General features: G+C 43.9%; 15 protein-coding genes, 1 tRNA gene and 1 pseudogene. 16 read left to right on the top strand and 1 reads right to left on the bottom strand.

Annotated features, from left to right (window positions below; all coding sequences use genetic code 11):
- The first annotated feature begins 48 nt into the window (after positions 1 to 48).
- From Q0P86_RS14080 to Q0P86_RS14000, 16 genes and pseudogenes are all read left to right on the top strand, one after another.
- Positions 49 to 702 carry an AAA family ATPase gene (locus Q0P86_RS14080; RefSeq protein ID WP_367181822.1) on the top strand — a complete coding sequence of 218 codons (654 nt, stop codon included), beginning with the start codon at positions 49 to 51 and terminating at the stop codon, positions 700 to 702.
- Between the two features lie 46 nt (positions 703 to 748).
- Complete coding sequence (locus Q0P86_RS14075) at positions 749 to 1,954, top strand: Shedu immune nuclease family protein (protein WP_295040312.1); 1,206 nt, start codon at positions 749 to 751, stop codon at positions 1,952 to 1,954.
- A gap of 65 nt (positions 1,955 to 2,019) precedes the next feature.
- Positions 2,020 to 3,084, top strand: a complete 1,065-nt coding sequence (locus tag Q0P86_RS14070; protein WP_295040310.1) for a DUF262 domain-containing protein — start codon at positions 2,020 to 2,022, stop codon at positions 3,082 to 3,084.
- 78 nt (positions 3,085 to 3,162) lie between these two features.
- The gene (locus Q0P86_RS14065) at positions 3,163 to 3,675 is read left to right on the top strand and encodes a hypothetical protein (RefSeq protein WP_295040308.1); all 513 of its coding nucleotides are present in this window, start codon (positions 3,163 to 3,165) and stop codon (positions 3,673 to 3,675) included.
- Between the two features lie 238 nt (positions 3,676 to 3,913).
- A complete protein-coding gene (locus tag Q0P86_RS14060; RefSeq protein WP_295040307.1) occupies positions 3,914 to 5,026 on the top strand; it encodes a PDDEXK nuclease domain-containing protein in 1,113 nt (370 codons plus the stop codon).
- Positions 5,026 to 6,510: a competence protein CoiA family protein gene (locus tag Q0P86_RS14055; RefSeq protein WP_295040305.1), complete on the top strand. Its 1,485-nt coding sequence runs from the start codon at positions 5,026 to 5,028 to the stop codon at positions 6,508 to 6,510. Before Q0P86_RS14060 ends, Q0P86_RS14055 begins: the two co-directional genes overlap by 1 nt.
- Positions 6,511 to 6,705: 195 nt before the next feature.
- Complete coding sequence (locus Q0P86_RS14050; protein WP_295040303.1) at positions 6,706 to 7,032, top strand: hypothetical protein; 327 nt, start codon at positions 6,706 to 6,708, stop codon at positions 7,030 to 7,032.
- A gap of 149 nt (positions 7,033 to 7,181) precedes the next feature.
- Positions 7,182 to 9,926, top strand: a complete 2,745-nt coding sequence (locus Q0P86_RS14045; protein ID WP_295040301.1) for an AAA domain-containing protein — start codon at positions 7,182 to 7,184, stop codon at positions 9,924 to 9,926.
- Positions 9,927 to 10,028: 102 nt separating this feature from the next.
- A complete protein-coding gene (locus Q0P86_RS14040; protein ID WP_295040299.1) occupies positions 10,029 to 11,399 on the top strand; it encodes an RNA-binding domain-containing protein in 1,371 nt (456 codons plus the stop codon).
- Positions 11,380 to 12,612: a hypothetical protein gene (locus tag Q0P86_RS14035; RefSeq protein WP_295040297.1), complete on the top strand. Its 1,233-nt coding sequence runs from the start codon at positions 11,380 to 11,382 to the stop codon at positions 12,610 to 12,612. Before Q0P86_RS14040 ends, Q0P86_RS14035 begins: the two co-directional genes overlap by 20 nt.
- Positions 12,613 to 12,810: 198 nt before the next feature.
- Positions 12,811 to 13,635 (top strand): annotated as a pseudogene (gene dinD / locus Q0P86_RS16945) (DNA damage-inducible protein D).
- A gap of 129 nt (positions 13,636 to 13,764) precedes the next feature.
- Positions 13,765 to 15,057, top strand: coding sequence for a phosphoribosylamine--glycine ligase (gene purD, locus Q0P86_RS14020; RefSeq protein ID WP_295040291.1), 1,293 nt, complete (start codon positions 13,765 to 13,767; stop codon positions 15,055 to 15,057).
- Positions 15,058 to 15,328: 271 nt separating this feature from the next.
- Positions 15,329 to 15,808, top strand: coding sequence for a 5-(carboxyamino)imidazole ribonucleotide mutase (gene purE, locus Q0P86_RS14015; protein ID WP_295040289.1), 480 nt, complete (start codon positions 15,329 to 15,331; stop codon positions 15,806 to 15,808).
- A 152-nt stretch (positions 15,809 to 15,960) separates the two neighbouring features.
- Entirely contained in the window at positions 15,961 to 16,737 is a 777-nt protein-coding gene (locus Q0P86_RS14010; RefSeq protein ID WP_295040286.1) for a DUF3108 domain-containing protein, read from the top strand.
- Positions 16,738 to 16,872: 135 nt separating this feature from the next.
- Positions 16,873 to 17,847: a hypothetical protein gene (locus Q0P86_RS14005; RefSeq protein WP_295040284.1), complete on the top strand. Its 975-nt coding sequence runs from the start codon at positions 16,873 to 16,875 to the stop codon at positions 17,845 to 17,847.
- Between the two features lie 65 nt (positions 17,848 to 17,912).
- Positions 17,913 to 17,986, top strand: a tRNA-Arg gene (locus tag Q0P86_RS14000).
- Positions 17,987 to 18,149: 163 nt separating this feature from the next.
- On the opposite strand, the gene rimO is transcribed toward Q0P86_RS14000, so the two are convergent.
- Positions 18,150 to 19,460, bottom strand: a complete 1,311-nt coding sequence (gene rimO, locus Q0P86_RS13995) for a 30S ribosomal protein S12 methylthiotransferase RimO (protein ID WP_295040282.1) — start codon at positions 19,458 to 19,460, stop codon at positions 18,150 to 18,152.
- Positions 19,461 to 19,679: the final 219 nt, after the last annotated feature.

The following is a 19,679-nucleotide window of genomic DNA, read 5'->3' as shown; positions in this document are numbered from 1 at the left end:
ATCCGCATACGACATACAAAACCCTGCACTTTCAGTGCAGGGTAGTTTATTGAAAGATGCAAAGGGGCTATTAGCAAAGAATCTTCTCCGAAAAAGAAAATCATTGTTATAGATGACCCCATTTCGAGTTTATCTCACATATATGTTTACAATGTAGGGCGTCTAATTATTCAAGAATTTACAGACGCAGATGAAAAAAATAAAAATACAACAAAATATGATCAAATATTCTTATTGACGCATAGTCTATACTTTTTTTATGAAATGGCTATTGTAAAAAGAAAGGGAAAAGAAGATGATTATAATCAAAAACTTTTCCGTATAAAAAAAACAGAGAAAGGTAGCTCAATAGCGGAAATGAAATATGGAGAAATTCAAAACGATTATCAATCATATTGGGCTGTAATAAAAGACAAAGACAATGCTTCCCCTGCTTTAATTGCAAATTGTATGAGAAATATTATTGAATATTTTTTCTCGTTTATTGAAAAATTGGAACTAAATAATGTTTTTAATCGACCGGAATTGCAAGATAGTCGATTTAAGGCATTCAATCGTTATATCAATAGAGAATCTCATTCTCTTGGACAAAATATTTTTGATATTAAGGAATTCGATTATGATTCCTTTAAAGAGGGGCTTAGGCTTGTTTTTAAAGAAACCGGCTATGAAGATCATTATAAGAAGATGATGAAAATGTAATTAAAAATAGAATTTCAAAATTTCAATAAAAGGATGGCAGACACTGATGAATGATTTGAAAATAAAAAAAGACCAGAATTCAATAAACCTGGTTTATAAATCTGATGACGATTGGTTAGAAGAAAAAATCGCCAATAATGAAGATTTTCGAATTTATCATACTTTTAATTTTGTAAAAGAGGATGTCGTTAATCGCATTGAAACTAGTAATGGGGAAATAGAATATGAGTTTATAATAGCAAATTCGTTTGATGATGAGTATTATAAAATAAGAAAGGAAGTCTTTGACATTGAGAATGATATTTATGTTTCAAAGACGGTTTCTCCAAAAATTGAGTTTTTTTCTTTTAGACATCATTCTGTATTATTACAGATTTCAATGATTACCAAAGATCCTATATGGATTGGTGGTTCTCACGAAAATGCGATATCAAACGATTTGTTTAATGCGATTCTTCAATGTTTTCCGACAAAAATAGAAACAGATAGATATATCCTATCTAAGATTCAATCTGTGTTGAGCGAAGTTTTTGAAAATGTAGAAGATTATGAAGCAAAATATGATAAATACATTGCAGCGAAACAGGCTAGACTACATTCATATTTAGATTTGTCGGAGAAACAAGAATTAGTTGATCTTTTTAAAGAATATGAAATAGATAAATACACAAAAATTTTAGAAAAGTTAAAGAATATGCTTGATGAGCCAGAGGCGAAATACAACGAAAAACAATGGCAAAATGCAATTGTTGATATTCTTTTGTTATTGTATCCCAAGTATGTTAAGGTTTTATCAAATGTGGAAATATATGACCCCTATCAAAAGAAAAATAGATTTTTGGATTATTTGTTTGTTGATGTGAATGGTTACTGTGATGTGGTTGAAATTAAGAAGCCTTTTTCTAGTTGCATAATATCTGATATTCCATATCGTGATAACTATATTCCAAAACGAGAATTGACTGGGGCTATAATGCAGGTGGAAAAATACCTGTTTAATATGAACAAGATGGGAATTTCGTTAGAACAAAAAATAACTAAAGATCGACAATCAGAGTTACCTCCAAATCTAGAAATAAAAATTGCAAATCCTAAAGGGTTTGTTATCTTGGGAAGAACTGATTCAAACATGGATGTTGAAAAAAAATTGGATTTGGAAGTTATAAAGAAAAAGTATGCTAATATAATTGACATTCTTTCTTATGACGACCTATGCGATAGGCTAGAAAGAATCATTGAAAAGTTTAAGTAAGTTATATTTATTTTTTCATTCCCAAAGTTTAATTCAAAATCCCATTTTAACTTAACTGACAAATTATGTTTAACGCAAAACCAGAATCTTCAAATTACAACGAACTGATTAACAACATCGAATCAGGTCGTGTTAAAATTCCTCAGTTTCAAAGAAAGTTTGTTTGGTCTTTGGATATGACTGTCAAACTTCTTGATAGTATTACCAAGGGTTATCCCATAGGGTCTTTTATTCTTTGGAAAACTAGGGAACGTCTACGTTCTATTCGTAATGTCGGTGGAATTTCCTTGCCGGAGCCCCCTGATGGCGACATGATTCAGTATGTGTTGGATGGTCAACAACGTATGACCAGCTTGTATGTTGCCATGAGAGGTTTGAAAATAAACGATGACGACCGCAACGACGATTTCTCTGAAATCTATGTGGATCTTGAGGCTAAAGAAGACGAACCTATTGTTATTGGAAATGTCGAGGAGAAGCCGGCTGATACATTGGTTCGTTTTACAGATTTGTTAGGAAGTACAGTCAAAGTTGCAATAGCACATCCAAATTATAGTGAAAAAATCGAAGCATATAGTCAGGCCGTAAAAGGGTATCAGTTCTCTATAATCTCTGTAAGTGATGCTCCTATTGAAATTGCAACAGAAATTTTCACCCGACTGAATGAAGGCGGTAAACGGCTTTCCGTATTTGAAATTATGGTTGCCAAAACCTATGATCTTCCGTCTAACTTTGATCTTTCTGAGAAATACGAAAAACTTGTAGATGAACTCAAAAAATCTGATTTCGAAACCATTTCGAGTGCTGTAGTACTACAAGCTGTGTCCGCCTGTCTTGTTGGAGAGTGTGCAAAGAAACATATTTTAAAATTGGATAAGTTCTCGATTATTAAGGAATGGGATAATATCATTAATGCATTCAAGGAATCGGTTGATTATATGCATTCGTTCTTCCGTATTCCGGTGTCCCAGTTAATGCCCTATGATTCGTTACTTGTTCCCTTTACATATTACTTCTACAAACACAAAGAAAAACCTATTGCAGAACAGCAAATGTTTATGCAGGATTTTTTCTGGCGTTGCGTTTTGACTTCAAGATATTCTGCAGCAACAGAAACAAAGCTCGCGTAAGATATCAAGCGTATTGATGCTGTTATTTCAGGAAACAAGCCGGATTACGACGAGCCAATTGATATTTCGGAAGATTTTTTGAAATCTCATGGTGGATTTTCAACGGGAGCGGCTTTTATCAAGGGTATGCTCTGTCTGTTAGCGTGCCATCATCCGCAATCCTTCTTGGATAACAGTCTCGTGACTATAGACAATTCCTGGTTAAAACAAGCCAATAGCAAAAACTACCATCACTTCTTCCCTAAAGCCTATATGAAAAAACGTGGCTTTGAGGATTCTGTTGTCAATCACATCGCCAATATTACAATTGTTGATGATTTCCTTAACAAGCGAAAAATTCAGGATAAAGCGCCGTCAAAATACATCAAGGAATTCAAAAAGAATAAAAAATTGGAAACTGCCCTACAGACTCATCTCATTTGCGTTTCGAACAAAGAAAATGCTGACGATTCGGAAATGACTTTTCAGGAGTTGCTTGCTGATTGGGGAATTGCAAATGATGATTATGAAGTATTCTTCAAAAAACGTCTTGAACAGTTTAACAAGGAACTCAAGGAACGCGTTATTTTAACAAACCTTGATCGTTCGTAGAAATAGTGAATACGTGTGTGCAAAATCGTAAGAAAGGATAATCGACCTGAAAAGCTTAAATTTTCGTCTAAATAGCAATTCTATAGACGAAACTTAGACGAGCTTTAGACGAAAATTGACGAAATTGGACGAAAAATGGCGATTTCTTAGACGAGGATGCGTATTTTTTTTCGGAAAAACGGCGGTTTGACATTTTGTGACATCTGGTTGTGAGTATATTTAGGGCGAGAGGTCTTGCATGAGTAGAAAAAGTGAAAACGGACAAAAACAATCTTTAACCATTCTCGATAAGGATTATCTTGAATGGGTCAAACAGTTGTCATCAAGATATAAGAGCTATTTGATCAAGGCTTCTGTTCACATCAATTCGGAACAGTTGAAATTTTATTATAGCGTTGGAAAGGACATCTTCGAAAAGCAGATTGATAATAAGTATGGCACCAAATTTTATGCCACTCTTAGCCGCGATTTAAGAAAGTTATTACCAGATGCGGAGGGGCTGACAGAAGGGAATTTGAGATATGCAAAGCGATTTTATCAGCTTTATTCGGATCCCAAGAAATTGTTTCCGCAAGTTGCGGAAGAATTGTATCCGCAAATATTTCCGCAAGTTGCGGAAGAATTGCCTAAAGTACCATGGGGCCACCATCGTTTGCTCATTGATAAATTCTCTGACAATCCGCCCAAAGCGCTTTTCTTTGTAGGGCAGATTGTTGAAAATGGGTGGAGCCGTTCTTCGCTTATGAATTGGATCGATTCAAACCTATATGAGCGACAGGGCAAGGCGATTACCAATTTTTCGAAGACATTACCATCTCCAACTAGCGATCTTGCGAAAGAAATTACAAAGGACCCTTATAGTTTCGCTTTTGCCGGCGTGACAAAGGAGTATAACGAAAAACAGTTAAAATCGGCTTTACTTTCCAATATCACTAATTTCTTGATAGAGCTGGGGTCTGGTTTTGCCTATGTGGGCAAGGAGTATAGGCTGCAGGTCGGTAAAAAAGAAAAATTTATTGATTTGCTATTCTATCACCTTACTCTTAGATGTTATGTTGTTATCGAAGTTAAGATGGGTGAATTCGATTTTCAAGATGTAGGTCAATTAGGTGGATATGTTGTTTCCGCAAATCACATTTTAAAGCGTGAAGGGGATAACCCTACAATTGGTCTGCTTATTTGTAAGAGTAAAGATCGCTTGTTAGCCCAATATGCGTTGGAATCGAGTAACCAACCAATAGGTATTTCGGATTTTGAACTTGAAAAATTATACCCTGCAAAAGTTGAAGGCTTAATTCCGACAATCAACGAATTGGAATCGGGGTTAATTGACAGCCCTAAGGATGGCTAATGTCTCCTCCCCTCAAGAAACCAAAGCCAAATCTCATTTACGCTCTAGATGCAAATGGGAAACCGGTACACATTGATAGTGTACCGAATGGCTTTTCTTGTGGTTGCAAATGCCCCCGTTGTGAAAGTCCGCTTCAGGCTAAAAATGGTGGCAATGCAAGAGCTCATCATTTTGCGCATAAAGATGGGGCTGATTGCGTTGGTGCTGTTGAATCGGCAATACATTGTTTGGCAAAGGAGATTTTGAAAGAATCCTTATGCGTTGTGCTTCCCGATAATGCAGGCGGATTACGATTTGACAAAGTGGAAACGGAAAGAATCTTTCCTGATTTGAAGCTAAGGCCTGATTGTGTAGGCTATTATGGCGATAGAATCATTTGGATTGAATTCAAGCGCTCTCATGAAGTTGATGCTCAAAAGGCGGGCAAGATTGTTTCGGCTCGTATTGATTGTATTGAAATTGACTTGAAAGATTGTGAACAGGATAAAGAAAAACTGCGTGAGTTTATCACGCAGAGTTCTGAAAATAGAAAATGGATATATAGCGAACAATATGGCATAGGCTTGGCAGAACATGCGTCTTTTGAGCGTAATTCTCAGAAGAAAGATGAGGTTGATACTGATGATGAAAAAGTAGTACGTCATTTTGCTATTGATGATGTTGGCAAGCTGATTGATTTCAGAGTTCCTGAAGAATTTGACGCGATTAAGCATTCTTATTGTTGCCCGAATTGCGACAAAGAAGTTTTTTTGAATGTTGATGATAATAGCAATTACTCATTTGCTCATGTAACGGAGGACTCTTCTTGTGATGATGAAATGTATTTGAGGAGTACTGCAGTTGCTGCGATTCATCAAGCGTTCGTTGATTCCCCGAAATTTATAATTGAAGTACCCCAATATCGTTCTTGTAAACAGGCGGAAAAATGCCCGTGTAATCAGGATTGTAAAGCCCCTATAACTCAACAATATGATTTGAAAGCGCATCGCTATCTCAAATGCGAAAAAGATTATAAATTCGGTGATGTTCTATATCGGACTGATTTGGTCTTTTATAGAGATGACATATTAAAGGATTCCATAGAAGTTCGAGTCAATACGGAAAATTTTGATCTTGAACTTGAAACTCCACGTCGCTTAATTGATGTTACGGTTCATAATGAAAAAGATATCTGTCAATTGGAAAAAGGGCTGAATGGTTTTGAGAACGTCCACTTCTTGGGTTTTAATCAGGACTCCAAAGAAAAGGCTGAACCAAGAGAAATTCAAAATGAAGTTCTGAAATATACGATTTATGCGAGCGGGAAGATTCATATAGGTTTGGTCAAATGTACGGAAATACATTCCAGTCATAATAGAACAAATATTTTAAGGGAAGGAGTCTTTACAAAAACAACAGGTTTTATTGACGATATGTTTTCCTGCTTTTCCGCTACAAGGCGTTGCAGAAGGAATTGTGTTTGTGTCGATTGTGCTGCTATTTAAAGGTTGGTTGGAATGGAGAATACATCTGTTCTCGGTATAAAACTGTGGGTACGCCTAGAAACCCATTGAATGAAAATAATCCTCCAAAAGAATGTGTCTATTTTAGAATGAATTATGATATTCAGAATCAAGAAAGCGCATTGAACGAAGAAATGGAAATTGTAGAGTTATAAACTTTTTTAGAGGAAATATCTGATGACATATCAAGAAATTGAATCTTTAGCTAAATCTCTTTCTTATCGTGATAAACTTCATCTTGCACAGTCGATGTTGCAGATGGCACGAAAAGAAGAGGAGGAACAGAATTCATCTACGGCGAAGCTTGCCGCAGAATTTCCAAATATTGTTGAACGAATTCGAAAGTCGAAGCCCGGGAAAAGAAAATCTTTAACCAGTTTTATTAAGGATATGTTCAATTTTCGAGGTGGAATTACTGATGAAGAAATTGATGGTGTTGTAAGCCAATTGCAAAAGCAAAAAGTGATTGCGATAGATGATGCTGGTCGCGTAACTTACCTGTAAATTTCTATCGTTCCATAACAAAACGGTACTTCCCCCATGCTCTTCACTTCCTCTGGTACATTCTATTCCAAAGTCCAGTTCAAGACTGAAGGAGTCGAGAAGGTCCTGTTGACAATTTTAACTCTATTTGGTGATTATTCCATCTAGTTATGAACCCGCGCGAAGTTCTCGTATTAATCAAAGGTGAAATTAAGACGGAAGAGGTGGAAACTCTTTCCTTTGATGATGCTAGCCGGAAATGTAAGGTTGTTTTTCGGAATGGTAGTGCTTATGAATATAGTGCCGGTAATGTTGTTTGTCTAAATAACCCTTGTCAGCATGATTTCAAAAAACAGAAGATTTCAGTAAATGGCATTGAACTTTACAATATTGAAAACATCTTTGAATTCTGCGATGCCAAAACGAACAAAAAATATTGGCATGTCGTTTTCAAGGATAAGGCTAAAACCTATAAATATGATGAATTGAAGGTCCTAAACGAAACGAGGGATGCTTTTCAAAGTGCCGTCTTGAATTATTTGAAAGATGTTGCTGCAAATAATCCCTTGTTGGTTCAAGAGTTTTGTGAAAATGATAATAAGAAAACGGATGCCTCCTTATTGCAAAAGCAATATGATAAAATAAAAGGAATCTACGAAGGCGAAGATACCGCGTTGGCTCTCTATTTGAAGTCCGGCGTTCAAAAGAACTTGCAGACTACAGAAACGCGAACTCTTGTTTTTCCGTTTGGTTGCAACCTCAGCCAAATCAATGCAGTTCAAAATGCGTTCAAATATACAATTAGCCTAATTCAAGGTCCTCCAGGAACTGGTAAAACACAGACGATTTTAAATATCCTGGCCAACTTGCTGATTCAAGGGAAGACCGCGTTAGTCGTATCCAACAATAACAGCGCCATAAAGAACGTCCAAGAGAAATTATCTCAATATAAATTAGACTTTCTTTCGGCTATGCTTGGTAAAGATGAAAATAAGACAGCTTTTATTGAGTCGCAAAAGCCTAGAAAATTGGAACTTCCCATAGAAAAAAATCGTCCTAGTCTCGCTTCGTGGCAAAAGAACATATTAAAGAAAATTTCCGATGCTAAGCGGCTTTTTAGTGAGCAGAATGAGTTGGCTCGTGTAAAGACGGAATTCGAAAATGCGAGAGTGAATTATGAGCATTTTAAGGAATATCTAGATGAATTGGGAATTTCAGACTACTCCATTGAAAATCGAAATGATCTGAATCTATTCGATATAGAATCCGTTAGAAGCCTACTAGAATCAAATCTTAAGAATAACCCGTCAAGAAACAGACTGTCTTTTTTTACTCGTTTTTGGCTGCGTTTTGTTAAGGGTCTTTTTAATTGGAAATTTCTCAAGGGTGATGTTGCTGCGATTATAGCAAGTCTTGAAAATTTCTGTTTTATAATTCGATTGGCTGAATATGGAAATCGCATTAAGTCTTTGGAAAATTCTGTAAAGGCTAATGAGCATGCCGCGTCTGATTTGCAGAGCTTTTCAAAATCAATTTTGTACGAGAATCTTTTCCGAAAGTTTAATCTGAGAAAAGAACAAACCATATATACAAAAGATGATTTGTATCGTAAATGGAGTGAATTCCTTAAAGATTACCCGATTATATTCAGCACTACGTTTGCGTCAAAGAGTGCGCTTAGTCCAAATGCAATTTTTGACTATGTGATTATGGATGAATCTTCGCAGGTTGATATTGCTACGGGTGCGTTAGCTATTTCTTGTGCTAGGAATGCTGTAATTGTTGGCGATAGTAAGCAACTTGAAAAGGTGACGACAAGAGAAGAAAAAGAAAAGTATCAAGAAATTTTTGAAAAGCATAAAGTGCCTCAGATGTATAACTGTGCAGATGTGAGTTTCTTGGATTCTATTAGTCGCTTTATTCCCGAAGCAGCTAAAACTTTGTTGAAAGAACATTATCGTTGCCACCCGAAGATTATTGAGTTTTGTAATCAGAAATTCTATGACAATCAGCTGGTTGTTCTTTCTAACAATACAGAACAAAATCCGCTGGTAATTCATTGGACGGCTCCGACTAGTCGAGAAAATAATGTCAACCAGAAACAGATTGAAGCGATTGCTCGAGAAGTGATGCCAACACTCAAAACGACCGATGTAGGGATAATTTCTCCTTATAACAAACAGTGTAATGAATTAAGAAAGATTGTTCCGAACATTGATATATCGACCATTCATAAGTTTCAAGGCCGTGAGAAGGATGTGATAATTTTCTCAACGGTAGATAATGTTCTGACTGAATTCTCCGGAGATCCGCAGATAATAAATGTGGCTGTTTCAAGAGCAAAGAATAAGTTTATATTGGTTGCTTCCAAACAGGAACAGCCAAAGGGTAGTATTCTTGATGACCTAATTGGCTACATTCAATACAATGCAGGAGAGTCTGTAGAAAGTAAGGTTTACTCCATTTTCGATGTCTTGTTCAGTCAAAAGTGCTGCACGAATTTCAGGAATATGGAAAGTATCTCGAAATATCCTTCGGAAAACATTGCGTACAGAATGATTCGTGATGTCTTGAAATTTTGTCCAAGTTTAGATGTGTTCTTTGAGTATCCAATGAATCATCTAATTCGAGATTTTTCAAAAATAGCGGATAATCAGGCGTTGCTCAGTTATGCCAAACATCCTTCAACGCATATTGACTTTCTCATTACGAACCGTATTTCAAAAACGCCTGTTTTGGCAATTGAAATTGATGGAGCGAATTTCCATAAGCAAGAATCTGTTCAGGCAGAACGCGATCGTATGAAAGATTGTATATTAGAGCGATATGGCATTGATTATGTGAGATTTTCCACCAAGGGAAGCAACGAACGCGAACAACTTGAAAGTAAATTGAAAGCGTATATGGTGAATTAGGATTAGAAAAAACTGAAAAGCCTCGGTAAATAGTTGCATTTTGTCACTTTGTGTCAAGTGGATGGAGTTATATTTGACATGATAAGAATATTGAGGTCGTTTATGTCAGAGAGCCAGAGCATAGAATACAAGTCGTCATGGAGAGACGAATACCTCAAGTGGATTTGTGGGTTTGCCAATGCCCAGGGCGGCAAGCTGTATATTGGCGTGGATGACAACGGCAAAGTCTGCGGGGTCTCGAACATAAAAAGACTCTTGGAAGATATTCCCAACAAGATTCAAACAAGTCTCGGTATTGTCACCGAAGTAAACAAGAAAGAAAAAGATGGCTTGGAATATATTGAAATAATCGTTGTTCCGAGTTCTTTCCCTGTAAGTTATCGCGGGGAATTTCATTACAGAAGCGGAGCCACCAAACAACAACTGACGGGCATTGCTCTTACGGAATTCATTGCGAAGAAAACTGGAGTCCGTTGGGAAGACGCTGTTGTCGAAGATATTCGCGTTGAAGACTTGGATGATGAAAGTTTCAAGATTTTTAGACGCGAGGCTCTTAGAAGTAATCGCATGAGACAAGAAGACTTGGACATCCCCAATGAGGACTTGTTGAAAAAGCTCCATCTTATGGAAGGCGAAAAACTTAAGCGTTCTGCCGTATTGCTATTCTATAGTGATCCAAGCCGAGTTCAAAACGGAAGCTATGTGAAAATAGGCCGATTTGGCGATGGCGCCGATTTGCAGTATCAGGATACCATTGAAGATTCTCTCATTAAAATCGCAGATAAAGTCATTGACGTTATTTATCTTAAATATCTCAAGGCGAAAATTACCTACGAACACGACCGTCGTGTGGAAACATATCCTTATGCACGCAACGCGATTCGCGAGGCTGTGTATAACGCGATTGTTCATAACTGCTATATGTTCGGTAGCCCCGTTCAGATACGGGTGGAAAACGAATCCATCATCGTAAGCAACCGATGCGTTTTACCGGATGGGTGGACTGCGGAAACGTTGATGAACCCGCATGATTCCATTCCCTACAATCCCGATATCGCCAACGTGTTCTACCGTGCGGGGTATATTGAAAACTGGGGTCGTGGCATCGAAAAAATTTGCGATGCGTGCAGGGAACTTGGAGCAGACTTGCCCAAGTACGAGATAGTTGGAAATGGGTTGCGAATTTATTTTAGTGCTTTGAAAAGTGCCATGATTAGCGAAAATGAGGCAACTGAGGGGGGAGATGTCGGTATAAATGTCGGTATAAATGTCGGTATAAATGAGCAAAAGGTAATTGGGCTGATTGTCGAGAATTCCCATATATCCGCAGTAGAGGTATCCGAAAAACTCTCGATTAGTTTAAGACAAGCTGAACGTATATTCGCTCATTTGAAAGAGAAAAAGTTGGTAGAAAGAGTCGGAGCAAGAAAAAACGGATACTGGAAAGTGAAAAATGCAACCACTAAAACTTGAAGATCTTACCGCCCAGTTCGACAGCATCGTCCGCAGGTATCGCGACGGTGGGCTTATCGCTTACCGCGACGCGCGCTATTTCATGAACGACATGCTGAATCTTTTCGAACGAATCGAAAGGCTTCGCCTGTTTGTAAACAATGACGGCGCCAAGAAGGTCCTGGTCCATTTCACGAAAAAGCTCGGGAACCTGAATATTGACGACTCGAACGGCGAAATGTCGATTCTTCTGCCGGAATTCAAGAATCTTTGGATGCTTTTCCTGAATACGGCGTCGGCCGATGTCGTTAACGAATGCCGCAAGTGGATAGAAAACAACATCCTGAAGACGGAAATGTGGCTTGTGGATGACGAACTGTGGGGCGTGTACAACGAGGCGTTCAACAGTGTGACCGACCTGAAGGCGAAACTCAAGTATTTCGACAAGATTATCGAAAGTGAAAAACAGAGTGACAGTTTCCGCTCGTACCGCATAGGGGGTTGGGCCCGTTCACGCGCTACCGTAATGCGTAAGCTGAAAATGGACAATTCCGAAGTCAAGAAATATCTTGCCGGCTACGCGACATTTACGGATTCCGCCTTTTTGCTGTTCGATATTTTGGTGGAAGAATCGAAATTCGAAGAAGCCGAGAATTGCCTAAAGCACTTGCTGGACACGCATAAAAACTGGTCGGGGCTTGCAGAAAAGGTCCATGCCAAGTTGAAGGAAATGTACCGTGCGACGGGCCAGACAGAAAAGTTTGGCGACATGCTGAAAACAATGGTCGTTGCGCAATCCAGAATGGATTTTTACAAGGAGTATAAGGACTTTGTTCCAAAGCAACAGTGGAAAGTCGCTCTGGTTGAATTGTTGAATTCGATTACCAAACGGGAATTTTTGATGGATGTCCTTGCGTACGAAAACATGACGGATGAACTCTATGCGACTTTTTGCAGGGTGTTTTCAATTGGGCCGAGTTTTTTTTATTTCAAGCGTTACGGAAAGGCGCTGTGCCCCAAGTACAGTGCAGAATTTGTCAAGATGTTCGTGGAATATCTGGATGGTGCGATGGAGCGTGCCAGCAATCGTAAGGAATACAGGAATGTTGTCCGTGAAGCGGGCGAGCTACTCAAGTACGAAGGCGGCCTCCCGGAAGTCAACCGGCTGAAAATATCTTGGCTGTCGCGGTTCAAGAATCGCCCCGCCATGAGAGACGAATTGGAAAAAATTTAGTCTCGTCAGCTGTTCGGAATTTCCGATCAACTGCAGCGCAGCCTAGTGTAAAATTTCCTTAAGCCCGTTGCGCAAGCGCCAAATGCTAGGCTCGGTCATATCCATGCAAGCATGGCTGCGACACTCGCCTTACGCATTTGTGCCAACTTTTGCGATATTAGGTACATTACACTCATGCGCGTCATTCCGTAGAAAGGAATGATGCGCTTTTGCTTTATTTGGCTTTGCCGTATTGCAAGGGAATTGCAAAAAGCCTTAGAATATACCGAATATGGCAAGTTCTTACCCGTGATAAGAAAGGCTATCGAAGCATGTCGGAAAACCGGCTTTGATGAAGGAAACCATTTCGCCCACGTGAGCGAGATGGTCAATATCGGAAGTGGTGCAGAAAGAAAAATGGATAGCTACAAGCTTTCCCGTTACGCTTGTTACTTGATTGTGATGAACGGAGACCCCCGCAAAGAAGTGATTGCCCTGGGTCAAACGTATTTTGCCGTTAAAACCCGGCAGAAAGAAATTTCGGATTCTGCGGCACAGCTTTCGGAAGACGAAAAACGCCTGGCGATTCGTGACGAAGTGACCATTCGCAACAAATTCCTTGCCAGTTCTGCAAAGGCGGCCGGTGTTGAAACTCCCGTAGATTACGCTGTGTTCTAGAATCGCGGTTACCAGGGACTTTACAATGGGTTGGGAATGAAGGATATTCACAAGCGCAAGGGACTCAAGAAAAACGAACAGATCCTGGACCACATGGGTGCTACCGAACTTGCGGCGAACTTGTTCCGCATCACCCAGACAGATGACAAACTCCGTCGTGAAAACATCAAGGGGAAGGAGCAGGCAAACGAAACACATTATGCTGTTGGCAAAAAAGTTCGCCAGACGATTGCCGAACTTGGCGGAACAATGCCAGAAAACCTCCCCACGCCCAAAATCAGTGCCAAAAAGTTGAAGCAGGAACGTAAAAAGCCATTGCGAAGAAATAATGGAACTTGTACGGTCGATTTTAAGGTGGTCGAATAGATAATCAAATAGGTGGTCAAATCGTTTTGGATGGTCGATAAAGTGAAAGCTTGATTTTCGCATGAGAGCTTTTTTCTCGCTCCCTGCATTTTTCTACATTATCCCCCGTACAAGTATAAGGACTCGCTTATGAATATTCTCGTCGTTGGTAGCGGTGGTCGCGAACATGCCATCGCTCTTGCAGTCAAGAAGTCGCCGCTGTGCGACACTCTCGTGTGCGCTTCGGGCAACCCGGGCATGGCAAACCTCGGCAAGTGCGTGCCGGTCGATGTGGCCGACCCGAAGGCGATCGCTGACCTCGCGGTTGCCGAAAAGATTGACCTCGCGGTCATCGGCCCCGAAATTCCGCTGGTCGCCGGCGTGGTGGATGAATTCCGCCGTCGCGGGCTGCGCGCTTTCGGCCCGACTGCGGCTGCTGCCGCGCTCGAAGGCTCCAAGGCTTTCAGCAAGGATATCATGAAGAAGTATAACGTGCCGACGGCAGCCTTCGAGACCTTCACCGATCTCGCTTCCGCCAAGAAGTTCCTTGCCGAACACCCGGCTCCGATCGTGGTGAAGGCGTCGGGCCTCGCTGCGGGTAAGGGCGCCATCGTCTGCATGACCGACAAAGAAGCAAACGACGCTGTGGAAGAAATGCTCGGCGACAAGGCGGTCTTCGGCGAATCCGGCAAGACGGTCGTGATTGAAGAATTCATGGACGGCGAAGAAGCCTCCATCTTCGTGGTTTGCGACGGCAAGGACTATGTGATTCTCTCTTCTGCCCAGGACCACAAGCGCGTCTTTGACGACGACAAGGGCCCGAACACGGGTGGTATGGGCGCCTACAGCCCGGCTCCGGTAGTCACGGACGCTCTCCTCGAGGTCGTGAAGAAAACGATTATCGAACCGACCCTCAAGGGCATGGCCGCCGAAGGCAAGCCTTACACGGGCGTGCTCTACGTGGGCATCATGGTGACTGCGAAGGGCCCGAAGGTCGTGGAATACAACTGCCGCCTCGGCGACCCTGAATGCCAGATTGTGCTTCCGCTCTACGACGGCGATGTGCTCGCGTTGTTCGACGCTGCCGAAAAGGGCGAACTCGCGAAACTCGGTGCCCCGAAGGCCCCGAAGGGCAGTTCCGCCATCGTCGTGCTCGCAAGCAAGGGTTATCCGGGCTCTTACGAAAAGGGCAAGGTCGTGACGGGTATCGAAGAAGCCGAAAAGAACGGCGCCCAGGTGCTCCATGCCGGTACCAAGATGGTCGATGGCAAGCTGGTCACGAACGGTGGCCGCGTGTTTGGCGTGGTGGGGCATGGCGAAACGCTCCAGGCCGCTCTCGACATCGCTTACGAAGCCGCCGAAAAGGTTCAGTTCGAAGGCAAGTTCTACCGCAAGGACATCGGCAAGAAGGGACTCGCCCGTCTCGCCAAGATGGCTAAGTAGTGGATCCTATCGCTGCTGTCATTCTGGAGCGTAGCGATAGAATCCAGGGTGACAAATCGGGGCGTTCTGTGTTGTCATCCTCGGAGCGAAGCGTAGGAGATCCATTATGTTTCTTTCTTGCGTTTGCGACGGGGACCAGCACTGGATTTTCCCCGTCCGGGGACCATGCGCACTAAGGTTACAAGTAACCAAGTGCTGTCCGGCCTCCCTTCGGTCGAGAATGACTTGGGAGACGGGAGCTACTATATGATTTTTACAAGGAAACTGAAAAATGCAGATTAATGAAGTTCCGAATGCAAAGGTCGGTATCGTTGCGGGTAGCAAGTCCGACCAGGAAACTGTAGACAAAATCACCGCTGTGCTCGACCAGTTCGGCATCACGTGGGAATACAACATTCTCTCTGCACACCGCACCCCGAACGCCACCGCGAAGTATGCTCGCGAAGCCGCCGGGCGAGGCCTCCAGGTTCTCATCGGTGTCGCTGGCCTCGCTGCAGCCCTTCCGGGCGTGCTCGCAGGGCACACCATCCTTCCGGTCATTGGCCTGCCCTGCGCCGGCGGCCCGCTCAACGGCGTCGATGCCCTGCACTCCATCGTGCAGATGCCCCCGGGAATCCCGGTGGCGACAGTCGGCATCGGCAACGGCAAGAATGCCGGTTACCTCGCCGCCCACATCGTCGCCATCGCAGACCCCACAGTCCGCGAGAAGCTCATCGCCTACCGCAAGAGTCTGGGAGACATAGAGGTCTGAGGCCGCGCTTCGCGCTCTTATGTCGCTTCGCTTTGAGGCCGATCGCGTTCCGCTCCCTCTGAGCATGCGCCTGCGGTGCGATTATATAACCTCATTCCTCAAAGGGCGCCGTAGGCGACCGACCTCACACCTCATAACCTTGAATAAGTATCGTGCATTCTCTCTCTCGCATATTCATCTATTTAGCGGCGTTCCTCGTGGCGGCGTCTTTCGCCGGTGAGCCCAACCTTCCCGAGGTGAACGCCCCTTGGATGAAGGGAGAAAAGCTGACCTTCAGCCTTGGTTGGGGGTTCATTACGGCAGGTACTGCGACTCTCGAGGTCAAGCCGATTGCTGGCGGCAAGACGGAGTTCTTGACGCATGCGACGGGCAACAAGACCATCAATCGAATCTACCCGGTAAACGATACGGTGTACACACGCGTGCGTAACAAGGGACTCATGACCGAAGTCTTCCGCAAGCGCCTGCACGAGGGCACGTTCCACAACACCTCTGTTATCCGTTTCGACCGCAAGGGTGAAAAGGCCTGGCTTTCGGACACCGTGTTCACTGACATGAAGGCCCGCAAGGTCAAGCGCTCCGCCGATACTGCGGTCGCCATCCAGGGTATGGAGCACAGCATCATGTCGGCGTTCTACTACGTGCGCACGATGCCCCTCACGGTCGGCGATACGAGCCGTTTTTCGGCGGTGAGCGGCAAGAAGCGTTATGATCTTAAGGTGCTGGTCCATGGAAAGGAAACGGTCGAAAGTGTACTCGGTAAGGTTCCCTGCATCAAGGTGGAACCCGTGCTCGACGGAGATGGAATTTTCGTTTCCAAGGGACGGATTTTCATTTGGTTGACCGATGACGATCGCCGGATTCCGGTGCTCATGGAGTGCGAAATTGCGCTCGGGAGCGTCAAGGCAAAATTGCTGGAGGCAAAATAACGGGAGTTTTGTGGATTTTTGCTTACAAAAAATCTTAAATGGGAGTGTTTTTTGCTTTTTTTACATTTTGTTTTTTGCAAAACGTCCGCTTAAAAGTTATATTCGCAAATGCGATTATATAATCTGAGGCTTTTAATGTTTAAGAAAGTACTTTTGGCTTTGAGTTTGACCGCCTTCATGTCCTGGGCTCAGGACGACTTTGATGACGAAGGCTTCGTATCCGCTCCTGCAGCCGCATCTTCTGAACAAGAAGATGACGATGATGGTTTTGTTTCGGCGTCCGATGGTGGCGGTTCGCATGCTGCGATGGCTTCTTCCGAAGACGAAGAAGAAGATTTCTCCGATGTCGGTATGTCTGCCGCCCAGCGCCGCGAAATGGCCGAACGCAAGAAGTTTGAAGAAGAGCAGCGTCTTGATGAATACGCGAACTCCGAGCGTCGCCGCGACTGGCTCCGTAACCGTCTGATTTTCCAGATCGGTATGGGTTCCCGTTATCCGATCATGGGTGAAACCGGTATGGGTATGGGTATCGGTGCTGGTCTCGAATATATCCTGCCTTTCCACTTTGCCCTTTACGGCTCCTATGGTTTCCTTCCCAAGGGAACGGACAATGACTTCGAAGAATGGGAACTTGAAGGCGGCACGGGCTACAAGGTGGGCTTGAACTATTATCTGTTCCCCAAGAACCCGCTCCATTTGGGCCTGTCTGTTTCTTACGGTACAGTCTATTTTGACCACGACATCAAGCCGGAAGGCAATGTTCGTTCTTTGATCAAGGTGAACGGTTTCCAGTTTGATGCGCTCATTACTTACCTGACCAACGAATGGTATTACCTGCAGTTCTCTATCGGTATGTATTACGCGCCCAAGCTTGCCAGCACCCCGAATACAGGTGATGAAAGCACGGACAACCCGAGTTTCCGCAAGAAGGAAATCGAAGGAATGTGGAACGGCGAATGGGGCTCCAAGGTCGTGAACAAAGACGGCATGAGCAAGACGGGCATCGTGTTCGGCATTGCGATTGGCTATGCCCTGCCGGAACTCTTCCCGGATGACACCGAAAAGCGTCGCCGTGAACGTGAAAAGGCCAGGGAACGCGAGGGCCGCTAAGGTTTGAGTTTAAATGAGAGAATGGGCCGGCTATGCCGGCCCATTTTGCTATATTTGCGCCACACGCCCTTGTAGCTCAGTTGGATAGAGTGTCAGCCTCCGAAGTTGAAGGTCATGCGTTCGAATCGCATCAAGGGTATAAAAGGAATGCTCCCTTAGGGAGCATTCCTTTTATACTTTTTGATTTAGATGAAAATGCAAGTTCGACTGCCCCGCAAGGCGAATGAAGCGGGCAAGCTAGCTTGCCTATTTCTGAGCCGAGGGGCAGGTACACAAACCGAAGGTTTGTGTACAATCGCATCCTACACCAGCTTCACAATCAGTTCGTGCGGCTCGGCGTCCACCACCAGCGCATCGCGGAATTCGCCCACGTCGGCGTCACCCTCGAGCACCTTCACGATGTCGTCGTTCTCCATGGAGTTGCCTTCGGTGCGTCCGTAGAAGTGGTATTCGCTTTCTTCGGCAACCTGGTCGATAATAACGCGGACGGTCTTTCCGATCATTGCCTCGGCGTGTTCGGCATCAAGTTCTTCCTGCAGGTCGGTGACGGCATCGAGCCTTGCGCGGGCCTCGCTCTCGTCGACCGCGGGCAAGTCCATTTCCATCACGGGCGTGCCTTCTTCGGGGCTGAACACGAATCCGCCCAGGTGATCGAACTTGATGTCTTCCAAAAGGTCCATCAGTTCTTCAAAGTCTTCGTGGGTTTCGCCGGGGAAACCCACAAGTACCGTGGTACGCAGCGTAACGCCCGGAATGCGCTCGCGGATCTTGTGCAGAATGTCCACGAGTTCCTTCTTGCGGTAGTTACGCTTCATGTTCTTGAGCACGTTGTCGCTGGCGTGCTGGATCGGCATGTCCACGTACTTCACCAGGCGCGGTTCGCTTGCCATCAGGTCCAAAAGTTCATCGTCCACGAACATCGGGTACCAGTAGAGCGTACGGATCCACGGAATGTTCGTGTTGTCGAGAATGGCGCGTAAAAGTTGGGCGAGCGTGCCGCCCTTCTTGCCCTTTTCGCGACCGAAGTAAGTCGTGTCTTGTGCGATGAGCGTGATTTCCTGGACGCCCTGTGCTTCGAGTTCCTTGGCTTCGGCAACAATGTCTTCGATACTGCGGGAAACCTGCTTGCCGCGGATAAGCGGGATGGCGCAGTAGGCGCAGCGGCGGTTGCAGCCTTCGGCAATCTTCAGGTAGGCGTGGTGCTTGAATCCGCCCAGGTTCATGCGCGGCAAGTTCTCTGCATCGCAAGTTTGCGGTGCCACGACGCCCATCTTCTTCAAAAGTTCGCCCGGCCTGTAGGTGCCGACCCAGTAATCGACTTCGGGGAGTTCCTTTACTAGTTCGTCGCCGTAGCGGCCCGAAAGGCATCCCGATACAATCAGTTTCTGTTTCGGCTTTTTACCGTTAATTTGTGCGAGAATCGCGTTGATGGATTCTTCCTTGGCGGCTTCAATAAAACCGCAGGTGTTCACCAGGATGTAATCCGCTTTGGCTGCCGTATCGCAAGTCGCAAAACCGGCGTGCAGCATTTCTCCGACCAGGTTTTCTGCATCGACCTGGTTCTTGGCACATCCAAGATGAACGACAAAAACTTTGGGTTTCTTTGTAGGCATATTGCCAAATTTAGAAAATGAAACTTCCGTAAAAAAAGAAACACCGACAGAGCCGGTGTTTACTGAATATAGAACAAATTCTCTTTTTATTCCCAGTCGTCGAAGTTGTCGGCCGGTGCCGGGGCTGCGGGAGCCTGTTGGGCGGGCTCGGATGCAGGAGTGGATTCCGGTGCCGGGGCAGGAGCCGGTGCGGGCTCGGGTGCGGGAGCGGGTTCCGGT

The sequence above is a fragment of the uncultured Fibrobacter sp. genome (assembly GCF_946062555.1).
Lineage (GTDB): Bacteria > Fibrobacterota > Fibrobacteria > Fibrobacterales > Fibrobacteraceae > Fibrobacter.
The sequence above is the reverse complement of the archived record's forward strand: the minus strand, read 5'-3'. Positions and strand labels throughout refer to the sequence as shown.

Excerpts from the sequence above, each read along its gene's own strand:
- Q0P86_RS14075 (WP_295040312.1), top strand. The coding sequence starts at position 749 with ATGAATGATTTGAAAATAAAAAAAGACCAGAATTCAATAAACCTGGTT.
- Q0P86_RS14070 (WP_295040310.1), top strand. The coding sequence starts at position 2,020 with ATGTTTAACGCAAAACCAGAATCTTCAAATTACAACGAACTGATTAAC.
- Q0P86_RS14060 (WP_295040307.1), top strand. The coding sequence starts at position 3,914 with ATGAGTAGAAAAAGTGAAAACGGACAAAAACAATCTTTAACCATTCTC.
- Q0P86_RS14055 (WP_295040305.1), top strand. The coding sequence starts at position 5,026 with ATGTCTCCTCCCCTCAAGAAACCAAAGCCAAATCTCATTTACGCTCTA.
- Q0P86_RS14050 (WP_295040303.1), top strand. The coding sequence starts at position 6,706 with ATGACATATCAAGAAATTGAATCTTTAGCTAAATCTCTTTCTTATCGT.
- Q0P86_RS14045 (WP_295040301.1), top strand. The coding sequence starts at position 7,182 with ATGAACCCGCGCGAAGTTCTCGTATTAATCAAAGGTGAAATTAAGACG.
- Q0P86_RS14040 (WP_295040299.1), top strand. The coding sequence starts at position 10,029 with ATGTCAGAGAGCCAGAGCATAGAATACAAGTCGTCATGGAGAGACGAA.
- Q0P86_RS14035 (WP_295040297.1), top strand. The coding sequence starts at position 11,380 with ATGCAACCACTAAAACTTGAAGATCTTACCGCCCAGTTCGACAGCATC.
- purD (WP_295040291.1), top strand. The coding sequence starts at position 13,765 with ATGAATATTCTCGTCGTTGGTAGCGGTGGTCGCGAACATGCCATCGCT.
- purE (WP_295040289.1), top strand. The coding sequence starts at position 15,329 with ATGCAGATTAATGAAGTTCCGAATGCAAAGGTCGGTATCGTTGCGGGT.
- Q0P86_RS14005 (WP_295040284.1), top strand. The coding sequence starts at position 16,873 with ATGTTTAAGAAAGTACTTTTGGCTTTGAGTTTGACCGCCTTCATGTCC.
- rimO (WP_295040282.1), bottom strand. The coding sequence starts at position 19,460 with ATGCCTACAAAGAAACCCAAAGTTTTTGTCGTTCATCTTGGATGTGCC.